This is a genomic window from Aidingimonas halophila (assembly GCF_900106955.1).
Classification (GTDB): Bacteria; Pseudomonadota; Gammaproteobacteria; order Pseudomonadales; family Halomonadaceae; genus Aidingimonas; species Aidingimonas halophila.
On record NZ_FNNI01000001.1, the window covers coordinates 109024 to 135193 of the forward strand.

26 protein-coding genes are annotated in these 26170 nt (G+C 58.5%); 2 read left to right on the plus strand and 24 right to left on the minus strand.

The window, feature by feature from the left end; genetic code table 11:
• Positions 1–109: 109 nt before the first annotated feature.
• The 15 genes from BLW01_RS00515 to BLW01_RS00585 all read right to left on the minus strand — a co-directional run bounded on the left by BLW01_RS00515 (position 110) and on the right by BLW01_RS00585 (position 13644).
• Positions 110–943, minus strand: a complete 834-nt coding sequence (locus BLW01_RS00515) for a sulfurtransferase (RefSeq protein WP_092567544.1) — start codon at positions 941–943, stop codon at positions 110–112.
• Positions 940–3129: an ATP-dependent helicase gene (locus BLW01_RS00520; RefSeq protein ID WP_092567545.1), complete on the minus strand. Its 2190-nt coding sequence runs from the start codon at positions 3127–3129 to the stop codon at positions 940–942. Before BLW01_RS00520 ends, BLW01_RS00515 begins: the two co-directional genes overlap by 4 nt.
• A complete protein-coding gene (locus BLW01_RS00525; RefSeq protein ID WP_092567546.1) occupies positions 3126–3674 on the minus strand; it encodes a DUF1285 domain-containing protein in 549 nt (182 codons plus the stop codon). The genes BLW01_RS00520 and BLW01_RS00525 overlap by 4 nt, the downstream gene beginning before the upstream one ends.
• A gap of 5 nt (positions 3675–3679) precedes the next feature.
• A complete protein-coding gene (locus BLW01_RS00530; protein ID WP_092567547.1) occupies positions 3680–4507 on the minus strand; it encodes a TatD family hydrolase in 828 nt (275 codons plus the stop codon).
• Between the two features lie 80 nt (positions 4508–4587).
• Positions 4588–5589, minus strand: a complete 1002-nt coding sequence (locus BLW01_RS00535; RefSeq protein ID WP_092567548.1) for a DNA polymerase III subunit delta' — start codon at positions 5587–5589, stop codon at positions 4588–4590.
• A complete protein-coding gene (gene tmk, locus BLW01_RS00540) occupies positions 5580–6233 on the minus strand; it encodes a dTMP kinase (RefSeq protein WP_092567549.1) in 654 nt (217 codons plus the stop codon). Before tmk ends, BLW01_RS00535 begins: the two co-directional genes overlap by 10 nt.
• 24 nt (positions 6234–6257) lie before the next feature.
• Positions 6258–7259 carry an endolytic transglycosylase MltG gene (mltG, locus tag BLW01_RS00545; protein ID WP_092567550.1) on the minus strand — a complete coding sequence of 334 codons (1002 nt, stop codon included), beginning with the start codon at positions 7257–7259 and terminating at the stop codon, positions 6258–6260.
• Between the two features lie 13 nt (positions 7260–7272).
• On the minus strand, positions 7273–8100 hold the full coding sequence (gene pabC, locus BLW01_RS00550) for an aminodeoxychorismate lyase (protein WP_092567551.1): 828 nt from the start codon (positions 8098–8100) through the stop codon (positions 7273–7275).
• A gap of 4 nt (positions 8101–8104) precedes the next feature.
• A complete protein-coding gene (fabF, locus tag BLW01_RS00555) occupies positions 8105–9346 on the minus strand; it encodes a beta-ketoacyl-ACP synthase II (RefSeq protein WP_092567552.1) in 1242 nt (413 codons plus the stop codon).
• 231 nt (positions 9347–9577) lie between these two features.
• Positions 9578–9811 carry an acyl carrier protein gene (acpP, locus tag BLW01_RS00560; RefSeq protein WP_016414620.1) on the minus strand — a complete coding sequence of 78 codons (234 nt, stop codon included), beginning with the start codon at positions 9809–9811 and terminating at the stop codon, positions 9578–9580.
• Between the two features lie 120 nt (positions 9812–9931).
• Positions 9932–10699: a 3-oxoacyl-ACP reductase FabG gene (gene fabG, locus BLW01_RS00565; protein WP_092568059.1), complete on the minus strand. Its 768-nt coding sequence runs from the start codon at positions 10697–10699 to the stop codon at positions 9932–9934.
• Positions 10700–10854: 155 nt separating this feature from the next.
• Positions 10855–11808: an ACP S-malonyltransferase gene (fabD, locus tag BLW01_RS00570; RefSeq protein WP_092567553.1), complete on the minus strand. Its 954-nt coding sequence runs from the start codon at positions 11806–11808 to the stop codon at positions 10855–10857.
• A gap of 12 nt (positions 11809–11820) precedes the next feature.
• On the minus strand, positions 11821–12882 hold the full coding sequence (gene plsX, locus BLW01_RS00575) for a phosphate acyltransferase PlsX (protein WP_092567554.1): 1062 nt from the start codon (positions 12880–12882) through the stop codon (positions 11821–11823).
• 32 nt (positions 12883–12914) lie between these two features.
• Entirely contained in the window at positions 12915–13085 is a 171-nt protein-coding gene (gene rpmF, locus BLW01_RS00580) for a 50S ribosomal protein L32 (protein ID WP_092567555.1), read from the minus strand.
• 25 nt (positions 13086–13110) lie between these two features.
• Positions 13111–13644: a YceD family protein gene (locus BLW01_RS00585; RefSeq protein WP_092567556.1), complete on the minus strand. Its 534-nt coding sequence runs from the start codon at positions 13642–13644 to the stop codon at positions 13111–13113.
• Positions 13645–13773: 129 nt separating this feature from the next.
• On the opposite strand from BLW01_RS00585, the gene BLW01_RS00590 reads away from it, so the two are divergent.
• The gene (locus tag BLW01_RS00590) at positions 13774–14382 is read left to right on the plus strand and encodes a Maf family protein (protein ID WP_092567557.1); all 609 of its coding nucleotides are present in this window, start codon (positions 13774–13776) and stop codon (positions 14380–14382) included.
• A gap of 11 nt (positions 14383–14393) precedes the next feature.
• On the opposite strand, the gene sppA is transcribed toward BLW01_RS00590, so the two are convergent.
• The 3 genes from sppA to BLW01_RS00605 are packed head-to-tail and all read right to left on the minus strand — an operon-like array spanning position 14394 to position 17116.
• Entirely contained in the window at positions 14394–15470 is a 1077-nt protein-coding gene (gene sppA, locus BLW01_RS00595; RefSeq protein ID WP_092567558.1) for a signal peptide peptidase SppA, read from the minus strand.
• A 32-nt stretch (positions 15471–15502) separates the two neighbouring features.
• The gene (locus tag BLW01_RS00600) at positions 15503–16153 is read right to left on the minus strand and encodes an HAD family hydrolase (protein WP_092567559.1); all 651 of its coding nucleotides are present in this window, start codon (positions 16151–16153) and stop codon (positions 15503–15505) included.
• A 15-nt stretch (positions 16154–16168) separates the two neighbouring features.
• Entirely contained in the window at positions 16169–17116 is a 948-nt protein-coding gene (locus tag BLW01_RS00605; RefSeq protein ID WP_092567560.1) for an RluA family pseudouridine synthase, read from the minus strand.
• A 568-nt stretch (positions 17117–17684) separates the two neighbouring features.
• Between BLW01_RS00605 and rne the strand changes: the two genes are divergently transcribed.
• Positions 17685–20801 carry a ribonuclease E gene (rne, locus tag BLW01_RS00610; RefSeq protein WP_092567561.1) on the plus strand — a complete coding sequence of 1039 codons (3117 nt, stop codon included), beginning with the start codon at positions 17685–17687 and terminating at the stop codon, positions 20799–20801.
• 76 nt (positions 20802–20877) lie between these two features.
• On the opposite strand, the gene murB is transcribed toward rne, so the two are convergent.
• From murB to msbA, 6 genes are read right to left on the minus strand one after another with little or no spacing between them, the layout of a single operon-like run.
• The gene (gene murB, locus BLW01_RS00615; protein WP_092567562.1) at positions 20878–21897 is read right to left on the minus strand and encodes a UDP-N-acetylmuramate dehydrogenase; all 1020 of its coding nucleotides are present in this window, start codon (positions 21895–21897) and stop codon (positions 20878–20880) included.
• Positions 21894–22370 carry a low molecular weight protein-tyrosine-phosphatase gene (locus BLW01_RS00620; protein WP_092567563.1) on the minus strand — a complete coding sequence of 159 codons (477 nt, stop codon included), beginning with the start codon at positions 22368–22370 and terminating at the stop codon, positions 21894–21896. Before BLW01_RS00620 ends, murB begins: the two co-directional genes overlap by 4 nt.
• 4 nt (positions 22371–22374) lie before the next feature.
• Positions 22375–23148, minus strand: coding sequence for a 3-deoxy-manno-octulosonate cytidylyltransferase (gene kdsB, locus BLW01_RS00625; protein WP_092567564.1), 774 nt, complete (start codon positions 23146–23148; stop codon positions 22375–22377).
• Positions 23145–23366, minus strand: coding sequence for a Trm112 family protein (locus BLW01_RS00630; protein WP_092567565.1), 222 nt, complete (start codon positions 23364–23366; stop codon positions 23145–23147). The genes kdsB and BLW01_RS00630 overlap by 4 nt, the downstream gene beginning before the upstream one ends.
• On the minus strand, positions 23359–24420 hold the full coding sequence (lpxK, locus tag BLW01_RS00635; RefSeq protein WP_092567566.1) for a tetraacyldisaccharide 4'-kinase: 1062 nt from the start codon (positions 24418–24420) through the stop codon (positions 23359–23361). Before lpxK ends, BLW01_RS00630 begins: the two co-directional genes overlap by 8 nt.
• Positions 24417–26156 (minus strand): lipid A export permease/ATP-binding protein MsbA, encoded by a 1740-nt coding sequence (gene msbA / locus BLW01_RS00640; RefSeq protein ID WP_092567567.1) that lies wholly within the window; start codon positions 26154–26156, stop codon positions 24417–24419. The genes lpxK and msbA overlap by 4 nt, the downstream gene beginning before the upstream one ends.
• Between the last annotated feature and the right edge of the window lie 14 nt (positions 26157–26170).

Sequence of the window (26170 nt, forward strand, 5' to 3'; positions counted from 1 at the left end):
ACCACCTGGCCTCGCGCCGTCTTGTCGTGACAAACAGTCTCGTTATGGCTTGGTATACGCTTTAGCGTAGTGCCCGATCAGGAATGCCGCACCTGGTCTGAGTCCATCATCAATCTCCGGTCGCTACCGGCCGTGCCCCATCCTGTATCCAGTGACTCCAGGATCCGACATAGAGCCGTGGCAGCTCTCGGCCAGCAATGGCGTAGGCGAGGATATTATGGCAGGCCGTGACGCCGGACCCACAATAGGCGATCGTATGCTGAGCCACCGGTAGATCGGCATCCAGAGTAGCGGCCGCTTTGAAGTGGCCATCGTCACTCAGATTCGACTGACTGGGGTGGCAATGGGCGCCCGGAATATGGCCGGCAACGGGATCCACGGTTTCCGTCTCGCCACGAAACCGCTCTTTGCTACGTGCATCGATCGTAAGTGAACTTCCTGCCAACACGTCATCCGCCGTGACAACGGCCTGATCATCGAAACGTGGATGCCAGTGGCTGCGGTCAGGGAAAGAGACACGCTCATCGTTTTCCGACGCCAGTGTCTCGCCTTGCGCTTCCCATGCCGGTAACCCGCCATCCAGAACCATGACATCCGGGTGCCCGGCCCAACAGGAGAGCATCCACCAGGCTCGCGCCGCGGCAAGTTGTCCCCCACGATCATCATAAACCACCACGGGAATGGCCGGCTCGATCCCCATCCGCTGCATACCGGCAATGAAATCATCCTTGGACGGCAAGGGGTGGCGGCCACCCTTGCCAGGCTTTGCGGCGAGATCATGATCGAGACTCACCGGCATACTGCCCGGGATATGCCCCTCTTGCCAGAGCCTCTTCCCTGCGTCAGGATCACCGAGTCGAGCCCGGCAATCGAGAATACGCAGTGGCTCACCACGCGTCAGTCTTGCGCGTAATGACGCAACGGAGATCAACGGGTCCATCATGACACCTCTCCCTCTTCAAGACATGTGACCGGCGCTCGGGTGGCTACCAATCGCCGTCTGCCGGCTTGGGTAAAGCTGACTTCAATGACCGGGTCATCGGGGTGGCCTTCGATACTGACCACCTGCCCCTCCCCGAACACGGCATGCTGCAAACGCTGACCGACGACGAATCCCCGTCGTGACGATCGCTCCTTTTCTCGTTGCCTGGCAACTACCGATAAGGATAGACCCAGCATATTCAGATAACGTTCAATGATCGTGGGATCACTCACGGGTACGGGAGCCTGAGGCGAGACCTGTAGCGCGCGAGCTACACTCCGGCAATCCTGCCATGCGGTCTCCTCCAGAAAGCGACTGGGTCGATGACTTCCGCCATTGTGCAACATCAACAATCGCTCTCTGGCTCGGGTCATGGCGACATAGAACAGACGCCGTTCTTCCTCGAGACGGTCATCCGTCAAAGGATTGTCACGACTGAAGTATGGAAAATCCTCCTCGTTAGCGCCCCATATGGCCACTAACGGCCACTCCAGCCCTTTGGCTCCATGGACCGTCGTGATATGCACACCTGCTGCTTGGTTCTGAACGGGGCGTCGCAGCAATTCGATGAAGGCGTCCGGATCATCTGCGAGTTGACTGGCCTGTTCGATCAGCACATCAAGCAGACGAACATCCTCTTCCCCTTTTTCTCGACGCGCCGCCGCCCGCTTCAACACGGATTCGGCGTCCAGTCGCTTCACGATATGGCGCAATAGATCGGCCGGCGCCCAATCAGCCATGAGAGGCAGATCGCAGAGCAACTGCCAACGACGCTTGAGATTACGGCGCTGAACCGGCTTAAGATCGGCCAGCAGCGGATCACGCGACTCAGGCCAGCTTTGACACGCTACCAAACGTTCTGCCAGCTGGGCGAGGCGTTCCCGAGCCACGAAAGGCGTGGGTTGTTCAAGCAACATTTTCACGTGAGCGGGATCGTTTAGCTTATCGCGATCGCGTGCCACCATCAGGTAGCCTGCCAGGGCCTGGACAAGCGGCAGCTTGAAAACGAAACGGTCCTCACGGTTGAGGTGGAAGGAAATACCGGCACGCAACAAGGTCAATTGAACAGACACGGAGAGCGACCAACTGCGTACCAGGATGCACGCTTCTTTGAGCGAACGGCCCTTCCGCTGCCATTCTTCCAGGGCATCGACCAGTGGTAACTCGCCGCATTCGACCCGTAGTTCGGTCGCTTCCGTATCGGGACCTGCGAGACACAACTGATCGGGACGACGACGATTGCCTGCTATGGCGTGATTGGCGGCCAATGCCAGCGCATGACCATGCCGGAATGTCCATGACAGGGGATAATGTCTTGCTGTCCCGAAAGCGGCAGTGAAATTGTCAAGCATCGCTTCTGGCTGGGCGCCACGCCATTCGTAAATACACTGATTGGCATCGCCGACTGCCATCACTTGAGCCTGACGACCTGCCAGCATGGCCAGCAACCGTTGCTGGACGACGTTGATGTCCTGGTATTCATCGATGATCACATGATCGAGGAATCCCTGAACCCGAGACTGGAGATCCGGATCCGACGCCAGCGCCAGTAGAGGTCGATAGAGCAGATCACTGTAAGTCATCAACCCGTATTGCGCCAACAAGGACTCGACGGCCTCGAACGTTTCGACGAAATGCGCAGTGCCGGTCCCGAACGCCAGCCGTTCGTAGAGCACTCGAGGCGGTGCCATTTCCGCTTTGACCAGGTCACAGAACTGTCCCAATGCCTCTACACGCTCGTCATCCAGGGCGTCATCACGCGTCGCGCTATCACCATCGAGCACTTGCATGACAGCCTGACGAAGCAGGCGTTGGCGTTGCCAGTCAGCGGTGAGAAGTTCTCGGGATTCCAGTACCCCCCAGCGAGTCAGGGTGCGGGTCAATCGGTGGCCGATCGAATGGAACGTTCTGACACTGGGTAATGCCTGTCCACTGGGTGCCCAACGAGATAACTTGGTCGTGAAATCGTCGCGAGCGGCACGGTTGAACATCAACACCAGGATGCGCTCCGGCGGCACCCCCTTTTCCAGTAGATACAGGACCCGAGAGACCAGCGTCGTGGTCTTGCCGGAGCCTGCCACGGCCGCGACACGGGCATGCCCATCGCCGTGTTGTACAACGGCTTGTTGCTGTTCCGTCAGCCTCACAACGTATTCTTCTCCACTCGGCCCAACGGATGCCAGAGACCGTCACTGGTGATACCCAACTCCATCCAGCCCCCCTCCTCGCGTTGCTCGGCCTGCGCTACCAGTCGGTAGAACACATTGCGATGAAATCGTGCTGCCAGGCCGAAGCGAACGGGCACTTCCGGTAACCAATCGCCATTGGGGGTCTTGCTGAGCCGGACTCGGTGATCGGCCTCCAGGCAGAAGCGATCGGCCATATTGGTCGTGACTTCCCAGTGGGTATCACAGTGTGTGGCATCGATAATCAGGAAAGGGAGATCTTCGACCTGAATACGCCACTTCTCTACCGGAGTGACCAGAAAATAATCGCCATCGTTACCGCGCCACAGGACCGTTGACAGTAACTGAACCAGGCGCTGCCGGGTCATACGCTGTCCTTCGTGCCACCAGCTACCATCGGTGGCGATCATTAGGTCCAGATCCCCTCGAAACGGTGGATTCCATGTTTCCAGAGGAGGAATCGTACCGGGACGCGCCAATGGCATCAGAAACCGTTCAAGTGACATGACGCTTACACCAGGCCAGCCTGGGTCAATGAATTGCGCACGTCGGCAGGTGCCTGTGGTGTAGCTTCCCGAAAGAGGTGATAGAAGTTCGCCGTGGTTTGCATGGCCACCTCGTCGACGCTGATGTCGCGCTCGGTCGCAACGCACTCCGCCACTTCCACGACCCATTGAGGCTCGTTGGGTTTGCCCCGATGCGGCACCGGAGCGAGATACGGACTATCGGTTTCTATCAAGAGCCGATCGAGTGGTATATGGCGCGCCAGTTGTCGAACTGACGTGGCATTGCGGAATGTTACGATACCCGACAGGGAAATATAGAAGCCCATCCCCACCGCCTCACGAGCCATGTCGAGGTCTTCAGTAAAGCAGTGCAGCACGCCGCCGATGGCTGGATCGCTATACTCGCGGATCAAGGTCAGGGTGTCTTCCCGAGCATCGCGGGTATGCACGACAACGGGCAGACGGCTCTCTGTGGCTGCGATGAGATGATTGCGAAAACGTGCATATTGGCGTTCTCGCGGGATGACATCGTAGTGATAATCGAGCCCTGTCTCGCCGATGGCAACCGCTTGATAACGGTCGGCACACTCGCTGATCGCCAGTGCATCGGGTTCCTCGGCGACCTCATGCAATGGATGGACACCGGCAGAGATCACGACGTCCCCCTGCTCCCTTGCCATCGCCGCCAATGCCGGAACGCCATCGAGTGTTACGGCTATCGCCAGAAACTGTCGTACCTCACGGTGCCTGGCTGCGTCGAGAGCCGCACCGATATCTCCACCATGTGCCGTAAGGTCGAGGCGGTCTAGATGACAATGGGAGTCGATGAACATGCAAACCTCTCGTGGAACAATGATATAATTGAAGCGCCGCGCTGCCTCACGTCTCTGCGTCCCGGCAGGATACAGGCTCGTCAGGAACGTAGCAGCGTCGACCAGCGAACCAGCCAGGCTTCGAGAACCAGTTGGGCATTAGGGTTACCGCCGGCAGACAACAGCTGACGCTGCTCGCGTGCGTAGTCCAGTAGCCGAAACCAATCGTGGACACGCCCATTCTTGATTGCCTGACGATACAAGGGAAGCAGGTCGGGATTGGATACTGTCTCGGCGTCACCAGAGAGCCCCAACCGGATGAGATCTTCGAGCCAGGCGATACCATAGCCAAGTATCGATTCCACCGACTGGCCAGCCAGGCGTGACGCTTCAGCAACAGGCTCGGCACCACGCACCAAGGCATCGAACACCTCATGCAATTGCTGCCTCAGACCTCGCTCCTCAGACTCGGCAAGCTCACTGGCCCGTAGCGGGACTCCTCCCGCGACACGCAGCCAGAACCGTGCCTCTTCGCGCCCCAGACGTTCGCTCAGCCAAGGAAGGCAGTCATCCGCATCGGGAATGGTCAGGCGCCATTGCTGACAACGGGAGCGTATCGTGGCCGGCAATCGTGAGGGGATATCGGACAATAGCAGGAACAGTGTCCTGCCACCCGGCTCTTCCAGGCTCTTCAGTAACGCATTGGCCGCTGCAACATTGAGCGCTTCGGCCGGCTGCATGAGGATGACCCGATACCCCCCCTGCTGTGCTGTCTGCTGCGTAAAATCACTGATATCGCGCACCGCATCGATACGTATCTGGCGACTCGAACCGGCCGGCGTGACCGTCAACAAATCCGGATGATAGCCCGACGCCAGCATCGCACAGCCATGACAGTGACCGCAGGCAGTATCCGCCGGATGGTGGCACAGTGTTCTGGCGATCAGCGCCTCCGCCAACGCCTGCTTTCCCACCCCGCGAGGACCTGATAACAGGAGTGCATGCGGTAATCGCTCATGGTCCTGTTGTGCAGTCAAATGCTTCCATGAGGTCTGCTGCCAGGGCAGCGGGTGAGGCCAGGTCGAGTACGAGGTTACTGCCATGGCGATATCCGATCGTCGAGGGCTTCGGCGATCATGGCCTGGACTTCGTCCAGGGAGCGTCCCGCATCGATGACGACGAATCGCTCAGGTTCTGCCGTGGCCCGTTCCAGATACGTCCGGCGAACCGATTCGAAGAACGCCAAGCGTTCACGTTCGAAACGGTCACGATGTCCTCCTGCCCCCTCGAGGCGTGACTGAAGACGTTGTTGAGCGTCCACGACCGGCATGTCGAGCAGCAGGGTGAGATCAGGCGTCAGCTCACGCTGGACGAATCGTTCCAGGGAAGCGATACGCGACGCGGCAATACCACGTCCTCCCCCCTGGTAAGCATATGTGGCATCGGTGAAACGGTCACATATCACCCACGCGCCTCTGGCCAGAGCGGGACGAATCTTGGTGGCGAGATGCTGGGCGCGGGCAGCGAATACCAACAGGAGTTCCGCGTCATCATCCAATGGCTCGTCATGGCCGGGATCGAGCAATAACTTGCGGATCGCCTCGGCGCGTGGTGTCCCCCCCGGTTCCCGGGTTCTCACCACTTCCATGCCTCGCGACTGCAGCCAGTGGCATATGAACTCGATATTGGATGTCTTGCCGACACCCTCGCTCCCTTCCACGGTGATGAAACGACCGCGCTCGTTCATGGAACTCCCGTTAACGATGCTTGTTCACCGGTTGAGAATATAACGCCTGACAGCTTGATTGTGCTCCTGCAGGCTGCTGGAAAAGTGGTGACTGCCATCTCCCTTTGCAACGAAATAAAGCGCATCGCCGTCCTCTGGATCCACTGCGGCTTCCAGCGAGGCCCGCCCTGGCATGGCAATCGGCGTCGGAGGGAGGCCATCAATGACATAGGTGTTATAGGCAGTGGCTTCACGCAGGTCTTCGTGGGTAATATTGCCGTTGTACCGCTCCCCCATGCCATAAATAACGGTCGGATCCGTCTGCAATCGCATCCCGTTTTCCAACCGACGGACGAATACGCCGGCAATCTCACGACGTTCCTCCGGGACCCCCGTCTCGCGTTCAATCAGCGACGCCAGAATCAATGCTTCATACGCAGAATCCAGCGGCAGGTCGTCATCTCGCTGTTGCCAGACCTCTTCCAGCATCGCTTCCATGCGGCGATGAGACTGCCGAAGTATATCCAAATCGCTCATTCCCTTGTGGTAATGATAAGTGTCCGGGAAGAACCATCCTTCGGGATGTTCGACATCGCTGCCCAGGCGCTCCAGGATCTCTTCTTCTTCCAGATCCGCCGTTTGCTGCGACAATTTGGGTGCCTCGGCCAACACGTCACGTATCTGTTGAAACGTCCAGCCTTCGGGAAACGTGACGGGATACGTGACGACATCGCCGCTTCCCAGATGCTCCAGCAATTCCCGGCCGCTCATGTCAGGGTCAAGACGATACTCCCCGGGACGCAGTTCGGGCAGCGTATCCGGCTCAAGCCGAACCAGAACACGATATGGCCAAGTGGCGTCGATGATATCCCGTTCCGACAGATCACTGAGCACACGATAGAATCCCGCCCCTTTCGAGACTTCATAGACTACCGGCTCATCGATGGCCAGTGGCTTATCGAGTTGTATTTGCCAATAGCGATACCCCCCGAATGCCATTGCCACGGCCAGGATGGCGAGTCCGAGTAGTACTTTCAACGCACGCATGAATGTTCCTCAATCAGGCGCCGGATACGGCGGGTAACGGATAACCGAGCAATGAATGCGCCGTCACCTGAAGTGGCTTGTGAATGGGTCCCAATGACCACTGATGCAATGCCTCCCCCGTCATGTCATCAAGCCGGATAACCGGCCACAGGCCCTGAACCGAATTGCCCACCCAAACGGCCTCGGCCTGACCAAGAATGTCCGGTGGACAGTGGACTTCCTTGATCGGATGTCTTGTCATCAGCGCCTCACGCAGGGTTCCTGCCACACCTGCTTGATCGAGACAGGGGGTTTCCAATCGCCCTTCCCGCTGCCAGAACACATTCATGGACGTGGCTTCCACCAGGTCGCCATGGGTATCGCAGAGGAGTCCTTCGGCTACCGCTGGGTCCGTCCATTCCCGGCGCGCCATGACATTTTCCAGGCGGTTCATGTGCTTGATACCCGCCAATGCCGGTTGAATCGCCAATCGCCAATCGCATTGACGAATGCGGACACCTTCCCACCAGCAGGATGCTCGAGGCGTAAACGGAACGCTCAGCCATCGCCAGTTCGGCTCGGGAGATGACGGCGGCATGTAGCCACGCCCCCCACTGCCTCGTGTGACGATCAACTTGAGCACATGCTGGCCCTCACCGAGGCGGCCGGGAAGCTCGGAAATCGCCTCCATTGCGGGCAGCGGTATCCCGAGACGACGACAGCCCCGCTTCAGGCGCGATAGATGGGCCTCCCATAACATGGGGCGTCCGTCGCGCACCAGCACGGTTTCGAATACGCCATCGCCAAACGCCAGGCCCCGGTCCTCCAATGGTAAAGACGTCTCTGCGATCACAGCACTCATTCGCTCATTTCAGTCGCGAGAACACCAGTGACCCATTGGTCCCACCAAAACCAAAGGAGTTCGACAGACTGACATCAATCGTCATCTCACGGGCCGTGTGAGGGACATAATCAAGATCACAACCGTCATCGGGATCGTCGAGATTGATCGTGGGCGGGGCGATCTGATCACGAATCGCCAGCACACTGAAAATCGCTTCGACAGCCCCTGCTGCGCCCAACAAATGCCCGATCATGGACTTGGTGGAACTGACTGCGACGGCATCGGCATGCTCGCTCAGGACTTTCTTGATCGCCCGACTCTCGGCTAGATCGCCCGCCTGTGTCGAGGTCCCATGCGCATTGATGTAATCGACCGCTGACGTATCGATGCCAGCATCGCTCAATGCGTTCTTCATCGACAGGGCAGCGCCACTACCATCTTCAGGTGGCGCCGTCATGTGATGCGCATCATCACTCATCCCGAAACCGCTCAGTTCCGCATAGATGGGTGCTCCACGATTTTTCGCATGCTCGTACTCCTCAAGGACCAGTACCCCGGCACCATCGGAGAGCACGAACCCATCACGCCCCCTGTCCCAGGGCCGACTGGCTGCCGCCGGGTCCTCATTGCGAGTCGACAAGGCACGCGCCGCCGAGAAACCACCGAGTCCCAAGGGAGTACTGGCCATTTCCGCACCACCACATAGCATGACATCGGCATCGCCATACGCAATAGTCCGAGCGCTATAGCCGATGTTGTGCGTTCCCGTGGTGCAGGCCGTCGTGATTGCGATGTTGGGACCGCGAAAGCCATACTGGATGGCGAGGTTGCCGGAAATCATGTTGATGATGGAGCCGGGAACGAAGAACGGCGAAATCCGGCGAGGCCCACCCCGGTTCATGGCATTATGGTTGTGTTCGATCATCGGCAACCCACCGATGCCCGATCCGATCGCGACACCAATACGGCCGCTGTTCTCTTCAGTACACTCGAGACCGGCATCCTCTATGGCCTGAACACCTGCAGCAATACCGTACTGAATGAACACATCCATCTTCCGCGCTTCCTTGGGATTCAGATAAGGGCTGATATCGAAATCCTTCACCGCCCCACCGAAACGCGTGTTGAACCCGCTGGTATCGAAATGCTCGATATTGGCAATACCGCTCTTGCCGGCCACGATATTGTTCCAGCTCTCCTTGACGGTATTGCCGACTGGCGTCACCAGACCGACCCCTGTTACCACGACCCTTCTACCAGGCATCAGCTTTCCTCCAGACTTGCTTGGTAGCATGACGGCGAACCGGTCGGGACGCTGTCATACCCTGTTGATGCGCATTATACCTGATCAGACAGGCTGTGTGCGTCCATCGGGAAACCTCCCGTTTCCCGACAATGACATAAAACGAGAGCCGCTCTGTTTCCAGAACGGCTCTCGTGCAAGTTCCATTACCCGGAACTCATTCCGACCGAGTCACGAACGTGACGCCAGGATTCACTGATGGGCGTTAACGTAGTCGATCGCTTCTTGAACGGTGGTGATTTTCTCGGCTTCTTCATCAGGAATTTCAGTATCAAATTCCTCTTCAAGTGCCATGACCAATTCAACCGTATCCAAGGAATCGGCGCCGAGATCTTCGGTAAAGGAGGATGTGTTCTGAATATCCTCTTCCTTGACGTTCAGGCGCTCAGCCACAACCTTCTTTACGCGCTCTTCGATCGTGCTCATTAGTCACTCCAGTCGTTCAAATAACCGTTTATTCCAGCCGTACCAAATCCGCAAGCGTTTAAGCTGCGGGGTAGTTTATAGACCGCTCAAGGCCTTCGCAACAGCAGGTTCGACGAGCTCTCAACGCATGTTCATGCCGCCGTTGACCTGCAATGTTTCCCCTGTGATATAACCGGCCGCTTCGCTGGTCAAAAATCCAACGGCAGCGGCAATCTCTTCCGGCTGCCCCAATCTGGCCAACGGGATCTGTTGCAGCAAGGCGTCGTGCTGAGATTCCGGCAGCGCATTGGTCATGTCGGTAGCGATGAAACCCGGGGCGACATTATTGACCGTGATGTTGCGAGCTGCGACTTCACGTGCCAGCGCCCGAGAAAAGCCTTCCATCCCGGCCTTGGCCGCAGCATAGTTGCTTTGCCCCAAGTTGCCCATACCTGCCACCACGGAACTGATGTTCACAATACGGCCAAATCGGGCTTTGGTCATGCCACGAATGCAGGCTTTCGACACCCGATAAACCGACTTGAGATTCGTATCCAGTACGGCATCCCAGTCATCATCCTTCATTCGCATCAACAAGTTATCACGAGTGATACCTGCATTATTGACGAGGATCGTTGGCGCGCCGAACGCCTCGGTCACTGACTTGATCAAGGCCTCGACACTGGACGTGTCCGTCACATCCAACTGGCGCCCGGCCCCTTCGATGCCATGCGCCTTGAGATCGGCATCGATCCGGTCAGCTCCCTCCGATGTCGTCGCCGTACCTATCACCAGGCGTCCCTGGCGGCCAAGCTCATGTGCGATGGCACGTCCTATGCCACGACTGGCTCCGGTTACCAAGGCAACCCTGTGCTCACCGCTGGATGACGCGTCGGTCGTACTGGTCATAATGAATACCGCAATTTGAATGCTGAAAAATAGGCAGAAATGACGCTGCACTATACTATCGATGATCGAGGATGACTATTATCCGTCAACGCCATAGTCATCAGGGCACCATTCACCATTATGGTCAAGGCCAGGATGGTCCCCTTCCGACCCGGTTATTCCTCGGTATCCGGGCGTGCCAATGACAAGGCCGTTTCCAGACTCTCCGGATCATTGACCGCCGCCCCTTTACTTTGCCGCACAATACGCTTATTGAGGCCAGTCAACACTTTTCCGGGACCACACTCGACGAATGTCGTTGCCCCCATATCGGCCATTGCCTCGACACATTCAGTCCAGCGCACGGGACGATACAATTGTTCGATCAACTTCTCCTGGAGTGTGAGGGTGTCGCCATGCGCCTGCGCATCGGCATTCTGCACGACCGTGTAACGCGGCGGGCGAAGTGTCAACTCATCCATGGCGGCAGCCAGACGCTCCGCTGCCGGCTTCATGAGATCACAATGAGAGGGAACCGATACCGGTAATGGCAACGCCCGTTTGGCGCCGGCTTCCTGGCAGTTAGCGATGGCCCGGTCAACCGCGGCTCTGGCACCGGCTATGACCACCTGCCCCGGCGCATTGTAGTTGACAGCCGCGACGACATCCCCTTGAGCTGCATCGGCACAGGCTTTTTCAACCGTCTCATCATCGAGGCCAAGAATTGCAGCCATCGCTCCCTGTCCTTGAGGAACAGCCTCCTGCATGGCTTCACCACGTAGTCTTACCAGACGCACACCTTCTGCAAAGGGCAGTACGCCAGCACAAACCATGGCACTGTATTCACCAAGGCTGTGTCCTGCCATCGCCACTGGACGCGGGCCCTCAAGCTCCTGCCAGACACGCCAGATAGCAACACTGGAACTCAACAGCGCAGGCTGCGTGCATGCCGTCGCATTGAGCACCTCATCGGGGCCCTCCTGCACCACATGCCAAAGGTCGTAACCCAACGCATCCGACGCCTCTTCAAACGTGGTTCGTACCACACTGTAGCGCTCCGCCAGCTCCCGCATCATGCCGACATGCTGGGAGCCCTGCCCCGGAAATATGAGGGCCAGGGATTGCGTCATGACATTCACCTTTTACGTAACATCTTCATTTTGATCGTCTGCGATCGGTGGCGTCGCAGCTCGCATCATCCCCAATTCTCGATCGAGATGACGGGGTAATGACTGATCGACTTCCTGCAGAGCTCGTGAAATGGCAAAGGCGAACCCCCTGGCATCGGCTCCACCATGGCTCTTGATGACGATCCCGCGAAGGCCCAGCAAGCTGGCGCCGTTATAACGCACTGGATCAAGACCGTTTTTCAGGCGTTTCAGTGCCGGGCGAGCCAACAATCCGACCAAACGACTTCCCCAATGCGCCTCAAACGTCTGCTGTACACGCTCGCCCAACATGCGAGCCAGACCTTCACTGGCCTTGAGCACCGCATTGCCGACGAAACCATCGCAAACCACAACGTCGACACCGCCGGAATAGAGGCCATCCCCTTCCACGAAACCACGATAGTCCATACTGGGTAGAGACCGCATTATCCTGTCGGCCGTGCGTACGCTGCGACTCCCCTTGGTTCCCTCAATGCCGACATTGAGCAAGGCGACACGCGGGGCCGGCAACCCATCAATCCGCTTGGCCATGACACTTCCCATCATGGCGAAATCCACCAAGCGTTCGGCGCCGACCTCGACATTGGCTCCCAGATCCAGCAGGTAACAACGTCCACCCGTACGCGTCGGTATGGCGGTACATATCGCAGGGCGGGGAATGCCCCCCACCGTCCCGAGTTCTCGACGTGACAGTGCCATCAATGCACCGGTGTTGCCGGCACTGATCCCGGCGTCGGCGTCACTAGTCGCGACACACTGAAGCATGGCCGACATGCTATTACCCTCTACCACGCGCAAGGCGGCAGAGGGTTTCATCGACTGGGGAATGACTCGTGGGGCATCGACAACCATCATACGTTCTTCCAGCGCTAGCCGGAAACGCCGTGGCAAGGTCTTGATTTCCGCTTGCAACGCATCCCGAGGACCAAATAACCGGACGCTCAGCCCTGAATGCGCCTGCAATGCCAGTGCCGTACCCTGGACGGTGGCTTGGCAGCCCAGATCCCCCCCCATCGCATCAACGGCAACTTGCACCTCGGAACACGCCCCTTGGTGAGAGTCGAAGATCAGGCGTCGACGATCTTGCGTCCCCGGTAGTAGCCATCCGGTGCGACATGATGACGACGATGGGTCGTGCCGGTTTCCTTGTCTTGAGACAACGTCGGCGCAGTGAGCGCATCGTGACTACGACGCATGTCACGCTTGGAACGGGATTTGCGGTTCTGTTGAACAGCCATGAGATATCACTCCAGATATGAGTCGTTATGAATCAGATTTACCTTTCAGGTGGCGTAACACCTCGAAAGGGTTTTCGGTGGAGGCGTTCGAGCTCTCGACCTCCGCCCCACTGCTCAGCTGATCGCGCGAGAGACCACAATCAGCTTCATCGTGATAAACCACCTGGGGCAAGCTCAGGATGAGTTCATCCTCGATCACCTCCAGGAGATTCAGCTGTTCATTCTCCGCCAGCACTGGCTCATGAGTGCTGGGGAGCGCTGCGGCCAGCTCGTCACCGCTGACGATACCCAGCAGGAAATGATTTTCCACCTGAACCGGCATCGGCTGCAGACAACGACGACACGCCAAACGTAAATCAGCTTTTAACCAACCATCGATGACACGACGCCCCTGCTCATCAATAAAAAAGTCCAGACGCACCTGGCACTCACCATCCTGGGGCGGCGCATCAAGAGCCAATCGTTCAAGCCGACTCAACGCCAGCAGACCTTCGACACGTTCATCGTTGGCGGCCAGCCGGTAAGGCTCGACTACTAAGGGCAATCGCTCGGTCAACATAGGCGCGCAATGATAGGCACTCACCCTCCAACTGTCAAAACACATGAATCCTGGCTGTACATCGTCTATCCAAACGCGCAGACTCCCGACGAATCACGACCCGTCGCCCCAAGAAACCGGAGACCACTCATGCCCCGCTTGGTTCTTGCATCCAGTTCACCGTGGCGTCGCCAGCTGCTCGATCGACTGGGCATCGATTATCAATGCGCGGCTCCCGATATCGATGAAACACGCAAACCCCAGGAGAGCCCTGCCGCTCTCGTGCAGCGTCTCGCACTTTCCAAGGCGGCCCGGCTGGCCGACCAGTTTCCAGCCCACCTCATCATTGGCTCCGACCAGGTGGCGGTTTTCGATGGAGACATCCTTGGCAAGCCAGGCGATGAAACGACGGCAAAAGCCAATCTGAGGCGATTTTCCGGCCACTCAGTGCTTTTCATGACGGGCCTGGCACTTCTCGATACGGCGAGCGGCCGGCATTGGCTGACTCACGAAAACTATCGTGTCACTTTCCGCTCGCTGACCGAGCAGGATATAGCGACCTATGTCGAACGGGAGCGTCCACTGGACAGCGCCGGTAGTTTTCGCATGGAGGGGCTGGGTATCACCCTGTTCGATAAGCTCGAAGGGGACGACCCGAACACACTGGTCGGCCTGCCACTGATACGGCTGTGCCAAATGCTGCGAGAGGCCGGGCTGGATCCGCTGCACCGACATCCGCACGAGGATGCCGGCGCCTGATCGGCATCGTGCTATTCAGCTTGATATCGGATAGGGGAGTCCGTACGCGGCACTCCCAGCCATTCTGCAGCGACTTGCCCAAACCGTCGAGCAAGCCGGTCGAACGGATCCAGTGACGGCGTGTAATTGCGCCATTGCGGCTCCTCCAAACGCTCACGGGCCAGGCTGTCAAGACTGCCCAGCTCGTCGACCAACCCAAGCTCGAGGCCCTGTTCTCCCGTCCATATCAAACCGGAGAACAGGTCGTCATTATCCGCAAGCCGATCCCCACGACCACGCTCGACCGCCTCGATGAACTGCTCATGGGTCGTTTCCAGCACGTCCTGCCAGAATACTCGCTGGTTTTCGTCAAGCTCCGAGAAGGGGTCCAGGAACGCCTTGTTTTCACCCGCAGTGAAAACGCGCCGTTCGATGCCTAGTTGTTCGATGGCCTCATCGAGACCAAAACTCGAATAGATGACCCCGATCGAGCCGACCAGACTGGAAGGCGATGCCACGATCTCGTCAGCGGCAGCGGCAATATAATATCCTCCGCTGGCACCGATATCCTCGATAACAGCGATGATCGGTTTATCGCCCTTTTCGCGCAGCCGCATGATCTCCTGATAGATACGCTGCGCCTGAACCGGGCTCCCGCCAGGACTATCGATATGCAGCACGACGGCTTCTGCGTCATCGTTCTCCCAGGCTCGCTCCACGCCGTCAATGATGCGTCTGGCATTGGCAGGAGATTCGGCATCGATGACACCATCAACTTCCACGAGCCCCAGATGCGGTCCCGCCGGCCCTTCCGGCTGCTGTGCCATGAATACGCCGTAACCGGCCAATGCCAGTGACGCCAGGATCAGCACTGCAAACAGGAAGCGGAAAAACAGTTTCCAACGCCGCGAACGTCGCTGCTCCTTGAGCACACCATCCATCCAGCGGTCCATCATCGCGAGCTGGGCCAGACGCTGTCGCTCCCTCAATGTTTCCGCGTCATCACTCCCATCGGCCGATGCCGGCGACGAGTCGGCACTGCCACCCGATGTATCGGGTGGCACCTCGGGTCCCTGTGTCCATTTGTCATCGTGCGATTCATTGCTCATGGGTTCTCACATCCATTCCCTGTCAAACGCGTTCAGTCATGCAGCCAATCGACCAGCTCGGAAAACCTGTCGGCACTGAACACCGGTTCATACGCCGCCAGACGTTCCGGGGCATGGACACCATAGGTGACCGCCACGCGATCCATCCCCACCGCCCGGGCCATCGCCAGATCATATTCGGTATCGCCTACCATCAATGCCTGCTCCACATCGACGCCACACTCACTCAAGAGTTCCTCGAGCATCTGTGGATGCGGCTTGGAACGGGTTTCATCGGCGGTGCGACTGGCATGAAACCAGTCACCGCTGCCGTTTGCCATGAACACACGGTCGAGACCCCGGCGACTTTTGCCGGTCGCTACCGCCAGCTGCAGCCGGGGATTGGCACGCAATCGCGCCACGCCCGTCTCGACTCCCGGGAAAAACGCCATGGGAATACGGTCGGCCGCCACGAAGCGTTCGGCATAACATTCACGTAACCGCTGGGCCCGCTCGCCCTCGATACCGGGGCATAACCGTGCAATGGCTTCAGGCAAGCCCAACCCGATGATATCACGCACCTCATCGGCCCCCAGAGGGTCCCAGCCGATATCCTGAGCCGCTGCCTGCATACAGGCCACAATCCGCGATTCCGAATCCATCAGGGTGCCATCCCAGTCGAAAATCACCAGCTGATACCGCATCGTCACGACTCCATCTCAAGACCACTGACGTGCCCGAGCCAGGGCGGCCTGCAGGGTCTCATCCAGCGGTGCCTTGATACTGACCGGACGGCCATTGCGAGGTTCGGGGAATGTCAATGACGCAGCGTGAAGAAAAAGGCGCGACAACCCCAAACGCTGGGTCAGAAGCTGCTCCTTTCGGTTGCCATACTTGTCGTCACCCAACAAGGGGCAGCCGGCATGTGCTGCATGGACACGTATCTGATGCGTCCGACCGGTCACGGGCTCCACATCGACCAGAGTCATATCAGGCAGCGCCTCGCGAACGGCAAATCGTGTTCTTGCGACCTTCCCTTGGGTGTCAACGCGCACACGGCGTTCACCGTTGCCCGCCTCGTAGCGTAACAGCCGAGCACTGACGAACTCGCGTCGTGCCGGCCAGCGTCCTGCCAGCAGAGCCTGGTAGCGTTTCTCCATGCGGTGCTTCTTGAGTGACTCGTTGAGTGAGAGCAATCCCGTACGGGACTTTGCCAGCAATAAACACCCCGAGGTGTCACGATCCAGGCGATGCACGAGCTCCAGGAAGTCAAGATCCTCGCGTACCTGGCGAAGCGCTTCGATCAAGCCGATCTTGACACCACTTCCTCCATGCACGGCCAGGCCGGAAGGCTTGTTGATCACCAACCAGTCGGGCCCTTCCAATAATACGCTTCCCGCCAACAGGTTACGCAGGCTATCACTCACTTCCTGAACCGCCTCTTCCGGCGCCAGTCGCAAGGGCGGAATCCTCACGACATCGCCCGGAGACAACCGATGGTCTGCCTTGACGCGTTTCTTGTTGACGCGCACTTCGCCTTTCCGTACGACACGATAAATCAGCGACTTGGGCGCCCCTTTCAAACGGGAGCGAAGAAAATTGTCGATACGCTGTCCCGCCTGATCCTCCTGCACCTCGACCCAACGCACATCGCGTCCCTCGGCCATGCTCGTCTCCCGTTATGCGCAGCAACATAGCGCATTCTACCTCAGCGGACCGGGTGTTGTGTCAATTGCTGCGACTGACTATTGCTGGTATATTTCTTACGCGCTCAGATGGGCGAGAAGCGTCCGAAAAACGCGCCTGCACGACAGACACGCAGGCCAGAGCGCCGAAACAAGGCGGTCGATGTCATCGCAACGACATACTACCGCCCGAAAGAAACGATTAGTTACGCCACGCCCGGACCCGAGTCGCGCTTTAGTGTGCGAATCATGGCCACGGGGCTTAGTCATCGCGTGCCGGAAGCCGGCGTTGGCGAATCGATGAATGCCAGGTGTCTGGCGGTAGACCGCAGAGCCGGACCAGCGTATCGCTAGCCGAAACATGTTCTGCCACCGCCGCGTACTCACAACATGGTCAGCCGTCCCAGTTGCGGAACGACACCGTTCCGTATTGGCGGAATGCAACATTGCCTTCGTGACATGAACTGAGCACAAGCACGCAGCACCCAAAGGTTCGCCTTCGTCGACGCCATAGGGCGCTTTTCGGCACGCCCTTTGTTAGCGAGACGACATGAAAAGAATGCTCATCAATGCGACTCAGCCGGAAGAGCTGCGTGTCGCGCTGGTCGACGGTCAACGCTTGTATGACCTGGACATCGAATCCGGTGCCCGGGAACAGAAAAAAGCCAACATCTATCGTGGCAAGATCACCCGCATCGAACCTTCACTGGAAGCTGCGTTCGTGGACTTCGGCGCCGATCGACATGGTTTTCTGCCCCTCAAGGAAATTTCTCGCGAATATTTCACCAAAGAGGTCTCGGGACGTCCCAACATCAAGGATGTGCTCAAGGAAGGTCAGGAGATCATCGTCCAGGTAGACAAGGAAGAGCGCGGCAACAAAGGGGCAGCGCTGACGACCTTCATCAGTCTGGCGGGTCGCTTTCTGGTATTGATGCCCAACAATCCTCGTGCCGGCGGCATCTCCCGCCGGATCGAGGGTGAAGAACGCAGCCAGCTCAAGGAAGCCATGGGACAATTGACCCTGCCTGACAAGATGGGGGTCATCGTTCGTACGGCGGGTATCGGGCGCACACCGGAAGAGTTGCAGTGGGACCTCGATTATCTGGTCCAGGTCTGGGAGTCGATCACCGAGGAAGCCGGGAAGCGTCCAGCGCCGTTTCTGATTTACCGTGAGTCCAATGTCATCATTCGGGCGATGCGTGACTACCTGCGTCACGACATCGGCGAAGTCCTGATCGATAGTCCCGAAATCCATCAGGAAGCCCTGGCCTTCATTCGCCAGGTGATGCCTTCTTATCAACAGAAGATCAAGCTCTACGCCGACGAAGTGCCTCTGTTCTCGCGTTTCCAGATCGAGTCACAGATCGAAACGGCATACCAGCGCGAGGTCAAGCTTCCCTCGGGCGGGTCGATCGTCATCGATCATACCGAGGCGCTGGTGTCCATCGACATCAACTCGTCACGAGCCACACGCGGCAGCGACATCGAAGAGACGGCATTACAGACCAATCTGGAAGCGGCCGATGAAATCGCGCGGCAGCTACGTTTACGAGACATCGGCGGCCTGGTGGTCATCGATTTCATCGACATGAGTCCGGCCCGTAACCAGCGTGAAGTCGAGAATCGCGTCCGTGACGCGCTCAAGCTCGACCGTGCGCGGGTACAGATCGGGCGAATCTCGCGCTTCGGTCTGATGGAAATGTCCCGTCAACGGTTGCGCCCTTCACTCGGTGAAACCAGCGGAGTCGTCTGCCCCCGCTGTGTCGGCCAGGGCACGATCCGTGATGTTCGCTCCCTGTCACTGTCGATACTACGCCTGATCGAAGAAGAGGCGATGAAGGAGCGCAGCGCACACATCCGAGCCATCCTGCCGGTCTCGGTCGCAACCTACCTGCTCAATGAAAAGCGCAACGTCCTCGCCGACGTCGAACGCCGGCAAAACGTTCGCCTGGTGCTGCTGCCCAGCGCCGATATGGACACACCGCACTACGATGTCCAGCGGCTCCGCGACGATCATCTCGACAGTGAAGGCCCCGACAAGTCGAGCTTCGAGCTCTCCACCGAGAGCGAGATCGGCAAAGAGCCCGACACGCGTGCCGACAAACTCGTTCAGCGTGATGAAGCCGCTGTCAAAAGTGTTGCTCATAATGCGCCGGCTCCTGCGTCACTGCAGCAAGAACCCTCTACCGCACCATCCAGTGACGATGAAGCCAGTGTCATCTCGCGGCTGTTCAAAGGGTTCGGCAAGTTGCTCGGAGGAGGTGGTGGTTCCGAGGCACCAGCGACTCCCCGACCCTCGGGTCAACAGACGACCACGTCATCTTCGCGGCAAGAGAGCTCCCAACCCGCTCGTGAGAAGTCTACGCGCAGTGACGGCACCTCTTCTTCCGGACAAGAACCTTCCGAGAACCGTAGCGGCAACGGAGGACAGCGCCGTCAGCGTCAACGCAACGGCAAACAGGAGCGCGATGACAGCCGCACCAGGAACTCCCAGCGCCAGGACGAGTCCCGCTCGCCCAAGAGCGATACGCGCAGCGACGACAGTGATCAAGGCGATACCCGCAAACGTGGTGGACGACAGGATGGTCAGCGTCAATCTGGCGGCGCATCGACTTCACACAAGTCATCCGGTGACACATCAGGCAAATCGACCGCCAACAAACCCAAGGCGGCCGATAAGCCCAAGACGAACGGCCAGGCCAAGGCGAACGGCGAGGATTCGCAAAAAGGAAAACAGGAAACCGCGGACAGCAAGCCCAAGCGCACGCGTAATAATCCTCGCAAGCGTACCCGCAAGCATGCCATCAATCCGAAGGCAGAAGCCGAGCAGCAACGTCTGCAGACAGAGGCTGAGACAGTGACAAGCCAGCCGTCTGAGGCTGGCACACAGGAGTCCCAACCCAAGACGATTGCCGACAAGGGCGGCGAAGAACGCGCAACGGCCGACCCGACGCCTCGGGACACGGCACAACCTGCCACCGCACCGGAGACATCATCCAATCAGGCAACATCGGATGAAGCCCCTGCAGCGGCTACACCACCAGAGACGGCGCAGGCAACCGACAAGGTGGCATCAGTCACCGAAGCGGTTGAGCCGGGAACTGCGGAAGCGACCGAGCAGAAAACAGCGGATGCTGTAGAAGACGCCTCAGAACCGAGCGCCGACGTCGACGCAACGACCGAGGTCAACAGCGAGGCTACGGGCCAATCCGAGCCGACTCGAACCGAGTCAGTGTCACAGCAGGCGCCGACCCAGACGCCCGCCACGTCGGAATCTCCGTCCTCTGCTTCTTCCGAGCCAACGGATACCATGGCGCATCAATCATCCGAGGCGACGACCCAGTCATCTGCACCGGATACCCGCTCCTCTACAATGCAGCCGGATGTGCCGTTCGCTGAACAGCAAAGCACGTCGTCAGACGACGCGACCGCCAAGTCAGGTATGACGACTCAGCAACAACAGACATCCGAGTCGGAAACAAACGACGAGGCAGCGACCGAGCAAACGACTGACGGTGAAACGTCGATGACGGCATCGGTTGAAGACGGCCAACGGGATGACGAGGTGCAGGCGACACGCCCCCGACGCCGCCGACGGGCACACAACGACCCGCGCGAGATGCGTCGGCGTGAGCAGCAAACCCCGTCGGAAAACAGCCAGCACTGAGCCTGGCATGTGACGCAAGGACGACGGGCCCGGAACCGAGCTGTTCCGGGCCCGTCGTCTTCTGTGACCGCGCCGGCTACTCGATGCCTATTGCACGCGGTTCCCGTTCCAGTACCACACCGAAACGTTCGGCCACTCTTCCGGCAATATCTTGAGCAAACGACAACAATTCCCGCGCCGTTCCCCCGCCATAGTGCACCAGCACCAATGCCTGCCTTTCATGAACACCAAACGCCCCGTGGCGTTTTCCCTTGAGACCGCACTGATCGATCAACCAGCCCGCGGCAAGCTTGACGCTGCCATCCGGTTGCGGAAAGCAGGGCATACCCGGATCGCTTTTCAATAGCGACTGCGCATGGTCTCGGGAGACGATAGGGTTCTTGAAGAAGCTCCCGGCATTGCACAAGTCGCTGGGGTCAGGCAGCTTTTCTCGGCGTACCTGACATACGGCCTCTGCAATGGCCTTGGCCGTTGGCTCCGGGCCGACCCGGTCGGCCAGGTCGCCATAAGTCAAACGAGGCCTCGGTCGGCGTGACAACCGCAATACCAGTCCCGTGATGAACGCCCGACCGGCCAATTCGCGTTTGAAGATGCTGTCTCGATAGCCGAAGGCACAATCCGACGCACTCAGGCTGGAAAAGTCATCGCTTTCGGGGAAATAGACCTGCACGCGCTCAAGGATATCTGACAGCTCTACCCCATAGGCCCCGATATTCTGGATTGGCGCAGCACCGCAATGACCAGGAATCAACGCCAGATTCTCGACGCCCCACAGGTCTTGCTCGGCCAGCGACATGACCAGGCGATGCCAGTTCATGCCCGCATCGACATGAACCCGGACACTCTCGTCATCAATCGCTTCAACTTGCCATTGCGAGAATGTCGGACGGACGACCGCGCCTGCCAAGAACGGGCCAAGGATCAGGTTGCTCCCGCCTCCCAGCAGCGTCAGCGGCCACCCCTCCTGACGGGCGAGTCGACAGGCCTGACGCAACATTTCAGGCGTCCGGGCCAGCAGATAATGTTCAGCTCGACAGGGCAATCCCAGCGTATTGGCATTGCTCAGATCGCGGTCGCGCTGCCAGTCAAGTCTCACCGCGACATCTCCATACGAGCCTGCAATCGCTGAATCAAGCCGTCAGCACCAGCCTCGATCAGGTCCAGAACACCATCGAAGCCATCACTGCCACCAAAATAAGGGTCAGGGACCGCTTTGCCTTTCATCCCACCCATCTCGAGGAACAGGCCGATATGAGCTTCGCTGTCAGTCGGACGGCGTGACTGCAGCACGGCAAGGTTCTCATGATCCATGGCCAACAGGTAGTCGAAACGATAGAAGTCCTCAACGGCGAGCTGACGAGCTCTCAAATCACTCATATCGATGCCACGCTGGGCGGCAGCCGCTTGCGCGCGCGGGTCCGGGGGTTCTCCGACATGCCAGGGTCCCGTACCGCATGAATCCACCGTGACGGTATCGGCCAATCCGGCTCGCTTCAGATGCTGTAAAAGAATGGCTTCCGCCGTCGGAGAGCGACAAATGTTACCAAGACAAACCAACAAGATACGCATACACTCACCCTTGGTGGGAGGCTGTCGCCAGCCACTCTCTGACCCTTTCCAGATCCTCTGACGTATCGACACCGGCAGGGTGCGGCTCACGTGCCCGAGCGACGAGGATACGATGACCATGCTGCAGCGCTCGTAATTGCTCGAGCTGTTCGAGCTGCTCGAGCGCAGAAGGCGCCCAATCTCGATAGGCCAGAAGGAAGCCGGCCCGATAAGCATACAGGCCGATATGTCGAAGCCAGGCATCATGTTCGAGCATTTCCGGCCGACCCGTGAAAGCGTCACGGTCCCAAGGGATCGGCGCGCGGGAAAAATAGAGCGCTCGCCCCTCGAGGTCACGCACGACCTTGACCACATTGGCATTGAACAGGTCGTTCACCTCCGTGATCGACTCGGCCAGCGTGGCAATGGATGCCTCAGGATCGTCGGCCAGCCGCAATGCCGTCTGATCGATCAGAGCGGGAGGCAGTAATGGCTCGTCGCCTTGTACGTTGACCAGAATGTCATCCGACGACATCGCCAGCATATCGGCCACTTCGGCCAACCGATCGGTTCCTGACGGATGATCCGGCCGAGTCATGAGGGCCTCACCACCCACAGCATCGATCGTGTCACGAATCCGCTCATCGTCGGTTGCCACCACCACTCGCGATGCGCCGCTCCGGCAGGCCTGTCGCCAGACATGGACGATCATCGGCGCTCCGGCAATGTCCAGCAACGGCTTCCCAGGCAACCGGCTCGAAGCATACCGTGCCGGAATGACAACCGTATAATCGATCATGCCGGCCGACTCCGATCATCATCGGATGGTGACGTCTTTCCCAGTTTTTCATCGACCGACATCACTCGCGCTTCTTCTTCCAGCATCACCGGAATACCGTCGCGAATCGGAAATGCCAGACCGTCGTAATGACACTTGAGCTCGGCGTTGTCACGATCGTATTTCAGCTTGCCCTGACAAAGCGGGCAAACCAGCATGGCCAATAGTTGCTTATCCATTGTCGCACCTCGTCTGAACAGAAACCGACCCACCCTCCATTGGAGCGCCGTCCGTCGTATCATGCAGCGCATCGAGTCGTTGTGAAAGCCAGTGGACGAAAGCCGCCTCCGGCGCCGCGACAACATCGAGCACCCAGCAATCCGGACCGACAATATCGCGGCACTTGACCGCGTCTTTTGCCGTCATGACAACAGGTGCCCGATCCCCGAATGCCAAGTCAGACGCATGAAAGGTATGGTGGTCGGGAAACGCATGCGCATAGTGCGGTACGTTCAGCGCCTCCAGCGTCGCGAAGAAACGCTGAGGATGTCCAATGCCCGCAACGGCATGCACCGGTGACGAGAATGGCGCCGGCGTCAACGGCTGTATCCGGTCGTCAGCGAGTCGACGCCACTGTAACGGCTCCAGCGTCATATGGAAGGGCTCTGGAACCATTGCCAACTGCGCTTGACCATTGACGATCACGGCATCGACTCGTTCCAACCGAGATAGTGGTTCCCGCAATGGCCCTGCCGGCAGACACGCGCCGTTGCCGAAGCCGCGTTTGCCATCCACGACCACCAATTCGATATCCCGCCCCAATGCCAAGTGCTGCAGACCATCATCTGCCAACAGGATATCGCACCCTTCATCAAGCAGTCGACGCGCGCCACGGGGCCTGTCGGGGTCGGCCACCAATGGCGTATCCAATTGCGCCGCCAACATGGCGGGCTCATCCCCACAGCCCGATACCGGAGTATCACGGGTCACCAGCAGCGGATATGTTTTCCCGGCGCTACCATACCCCCGGGATACGATTCCGGGACGCCAACCCTGCTCGGCCAACCACTGAGCCAACCACGCAACCAAAGGGGACTTACCGGTCCCTCCCAGCGTGATATTACCCACCACGATCACCGGCACCGGGGCCTTCCAAACCCGCTTCTTGCCTGCTGCATAGGCACGTGATCGGTGTGTTATCACGGCTTGGTAGGCCCATGCCAAGGGGCGCAATGCCTTGAGCCAGGGGGCATCGTTATACCAGGCATCAAGCAGTCGAGCAGACAGGCTCACATCGTCTCCTGAAACTGCAACTGATGAAGTGCTGCATAGGGGCCGCCACGCACCAGCAAGTCTTCGTGCGTTCCCTCTTCGACGATTTCTCCATGCTCCATGACCAGGATCCGATCCGCTCGTTCGATCGTGGAGAGTCGATGGGCAATGACGAATGTCGTACGACCGCGACACACCTCTTCCAGGGCCCGCTGGATATAGCGTTCGGACTCCGTATCGAGTGCTGATGTCGCTTCGTCGAGGATCAGGATGGGCGCATTCTTGAAGATGGCTCGTGCGATCGCCAGGCGTTGACGCTGCCCACCGGAGAGCATCACGCCATTATCGCCGATGAGCGTGTCATATCCATTGGGCATACGCTCAATGAACTCATGGGCATATGCCGCGCGGGCCGCGGCTTCAATGGCTTCGGACGATGCGTCGTTCACACCATAGGCAATATTATCGGCAATGCTGGCGTTGAACAGGGTCACCTGCTGTGACACCAGTGCGATTTGACGTCGCAGTGGTGACAATCGGTACTCTTCGATCGGAACATCATCAATACGGATTTCCCCGGCTGTGGGGCGATAAAAACGTGGCAACAGACTTACCAGAGTCGACTTGCCACTACCGGAGCGACCCACGATGGCAACCATTTCCCCAGGTTCGACCTCGATGTCGATGCCCTTCAACACCTCGGGCTGGTCCTCCCCGTAGGCGAAAGACACGTTCTGAATGCGCACATGTCCCTGTAGAGCCGCTGGCTCCCGTGTCCCCTCATCGCGTTCGGTCGGCTCCCGCATCAAGCTAAAGAGTTCACCGGATGCCGCAATACCCTTTTGGATCTCACTGTTGATCTCGGTCAACTGGCGAACCGGCTTTGCCATCAATGAGGCCGCCGTGATGAAGGCGACGAATTCGCCCGGCGTCATATCCGACATAAGCGCAGGGGACATGGCAAACCACACCAACGTGGCCAACGCGGCAGCGATCAGCAACTGGATGATGGGTGTGGAAATCGCTTTGGTCAGTGCCTCTTTCATGCTCTGCTGGCGATTGTACTCACTGGCATCGGCAAAGCGGCGTTTCTCATAGTCTTCTGCACCATGTGTCCTGACGACACGATAGCCCGATAGCGCCTCGGAGGCGACATGAGTCACGTCACCCATGGAGTGCTGAATGCGGCGCGACAAGCGCCGGAATCGCTTACTGGCATAACTGACGACACCGCCAATCAGCGGAGTGACAGCCAGGAACAATAGCGTCAGCATCCAGTTGGTCCAGAGCAGGTAACCCACCAGGCCAATCACGAACAGTCCTTCACGCAATAGAATCGTCACTGCCCGCGTCGCGGCACCAGTGACCTGTTCGACATGGTAGGTGACGCGTGAAATCAGATGACCACTGGAATGGGAATCGAAAAAACGGCCTGGAAGATGCAGCATGTGGTTGAAGACATTACAACGCAGGGTATGGACCACATTGCGCGCGACATCACTCATGAAATAGGTCCCAAGAAAGGTCCCCAATCCACGAGCCGCGAACATCCCCACGACAAACAGCGGCAGGAACAGCCGAAAGGCAGCATCCGGGTTCTGGATGCCATCGATCAAGCGCTTCATCATCTCGGCCAATGCAGTACTTGAGGCTGCATAGATCGCATAGCCCACGACAGCCAGGGAAAAGGAACGCCAGTGAGGTCTGACATAGCCCAGCAGTTGTTTATATGAGGACCAACCCGAGTACTGCGACACACTTGCTCCGCTAC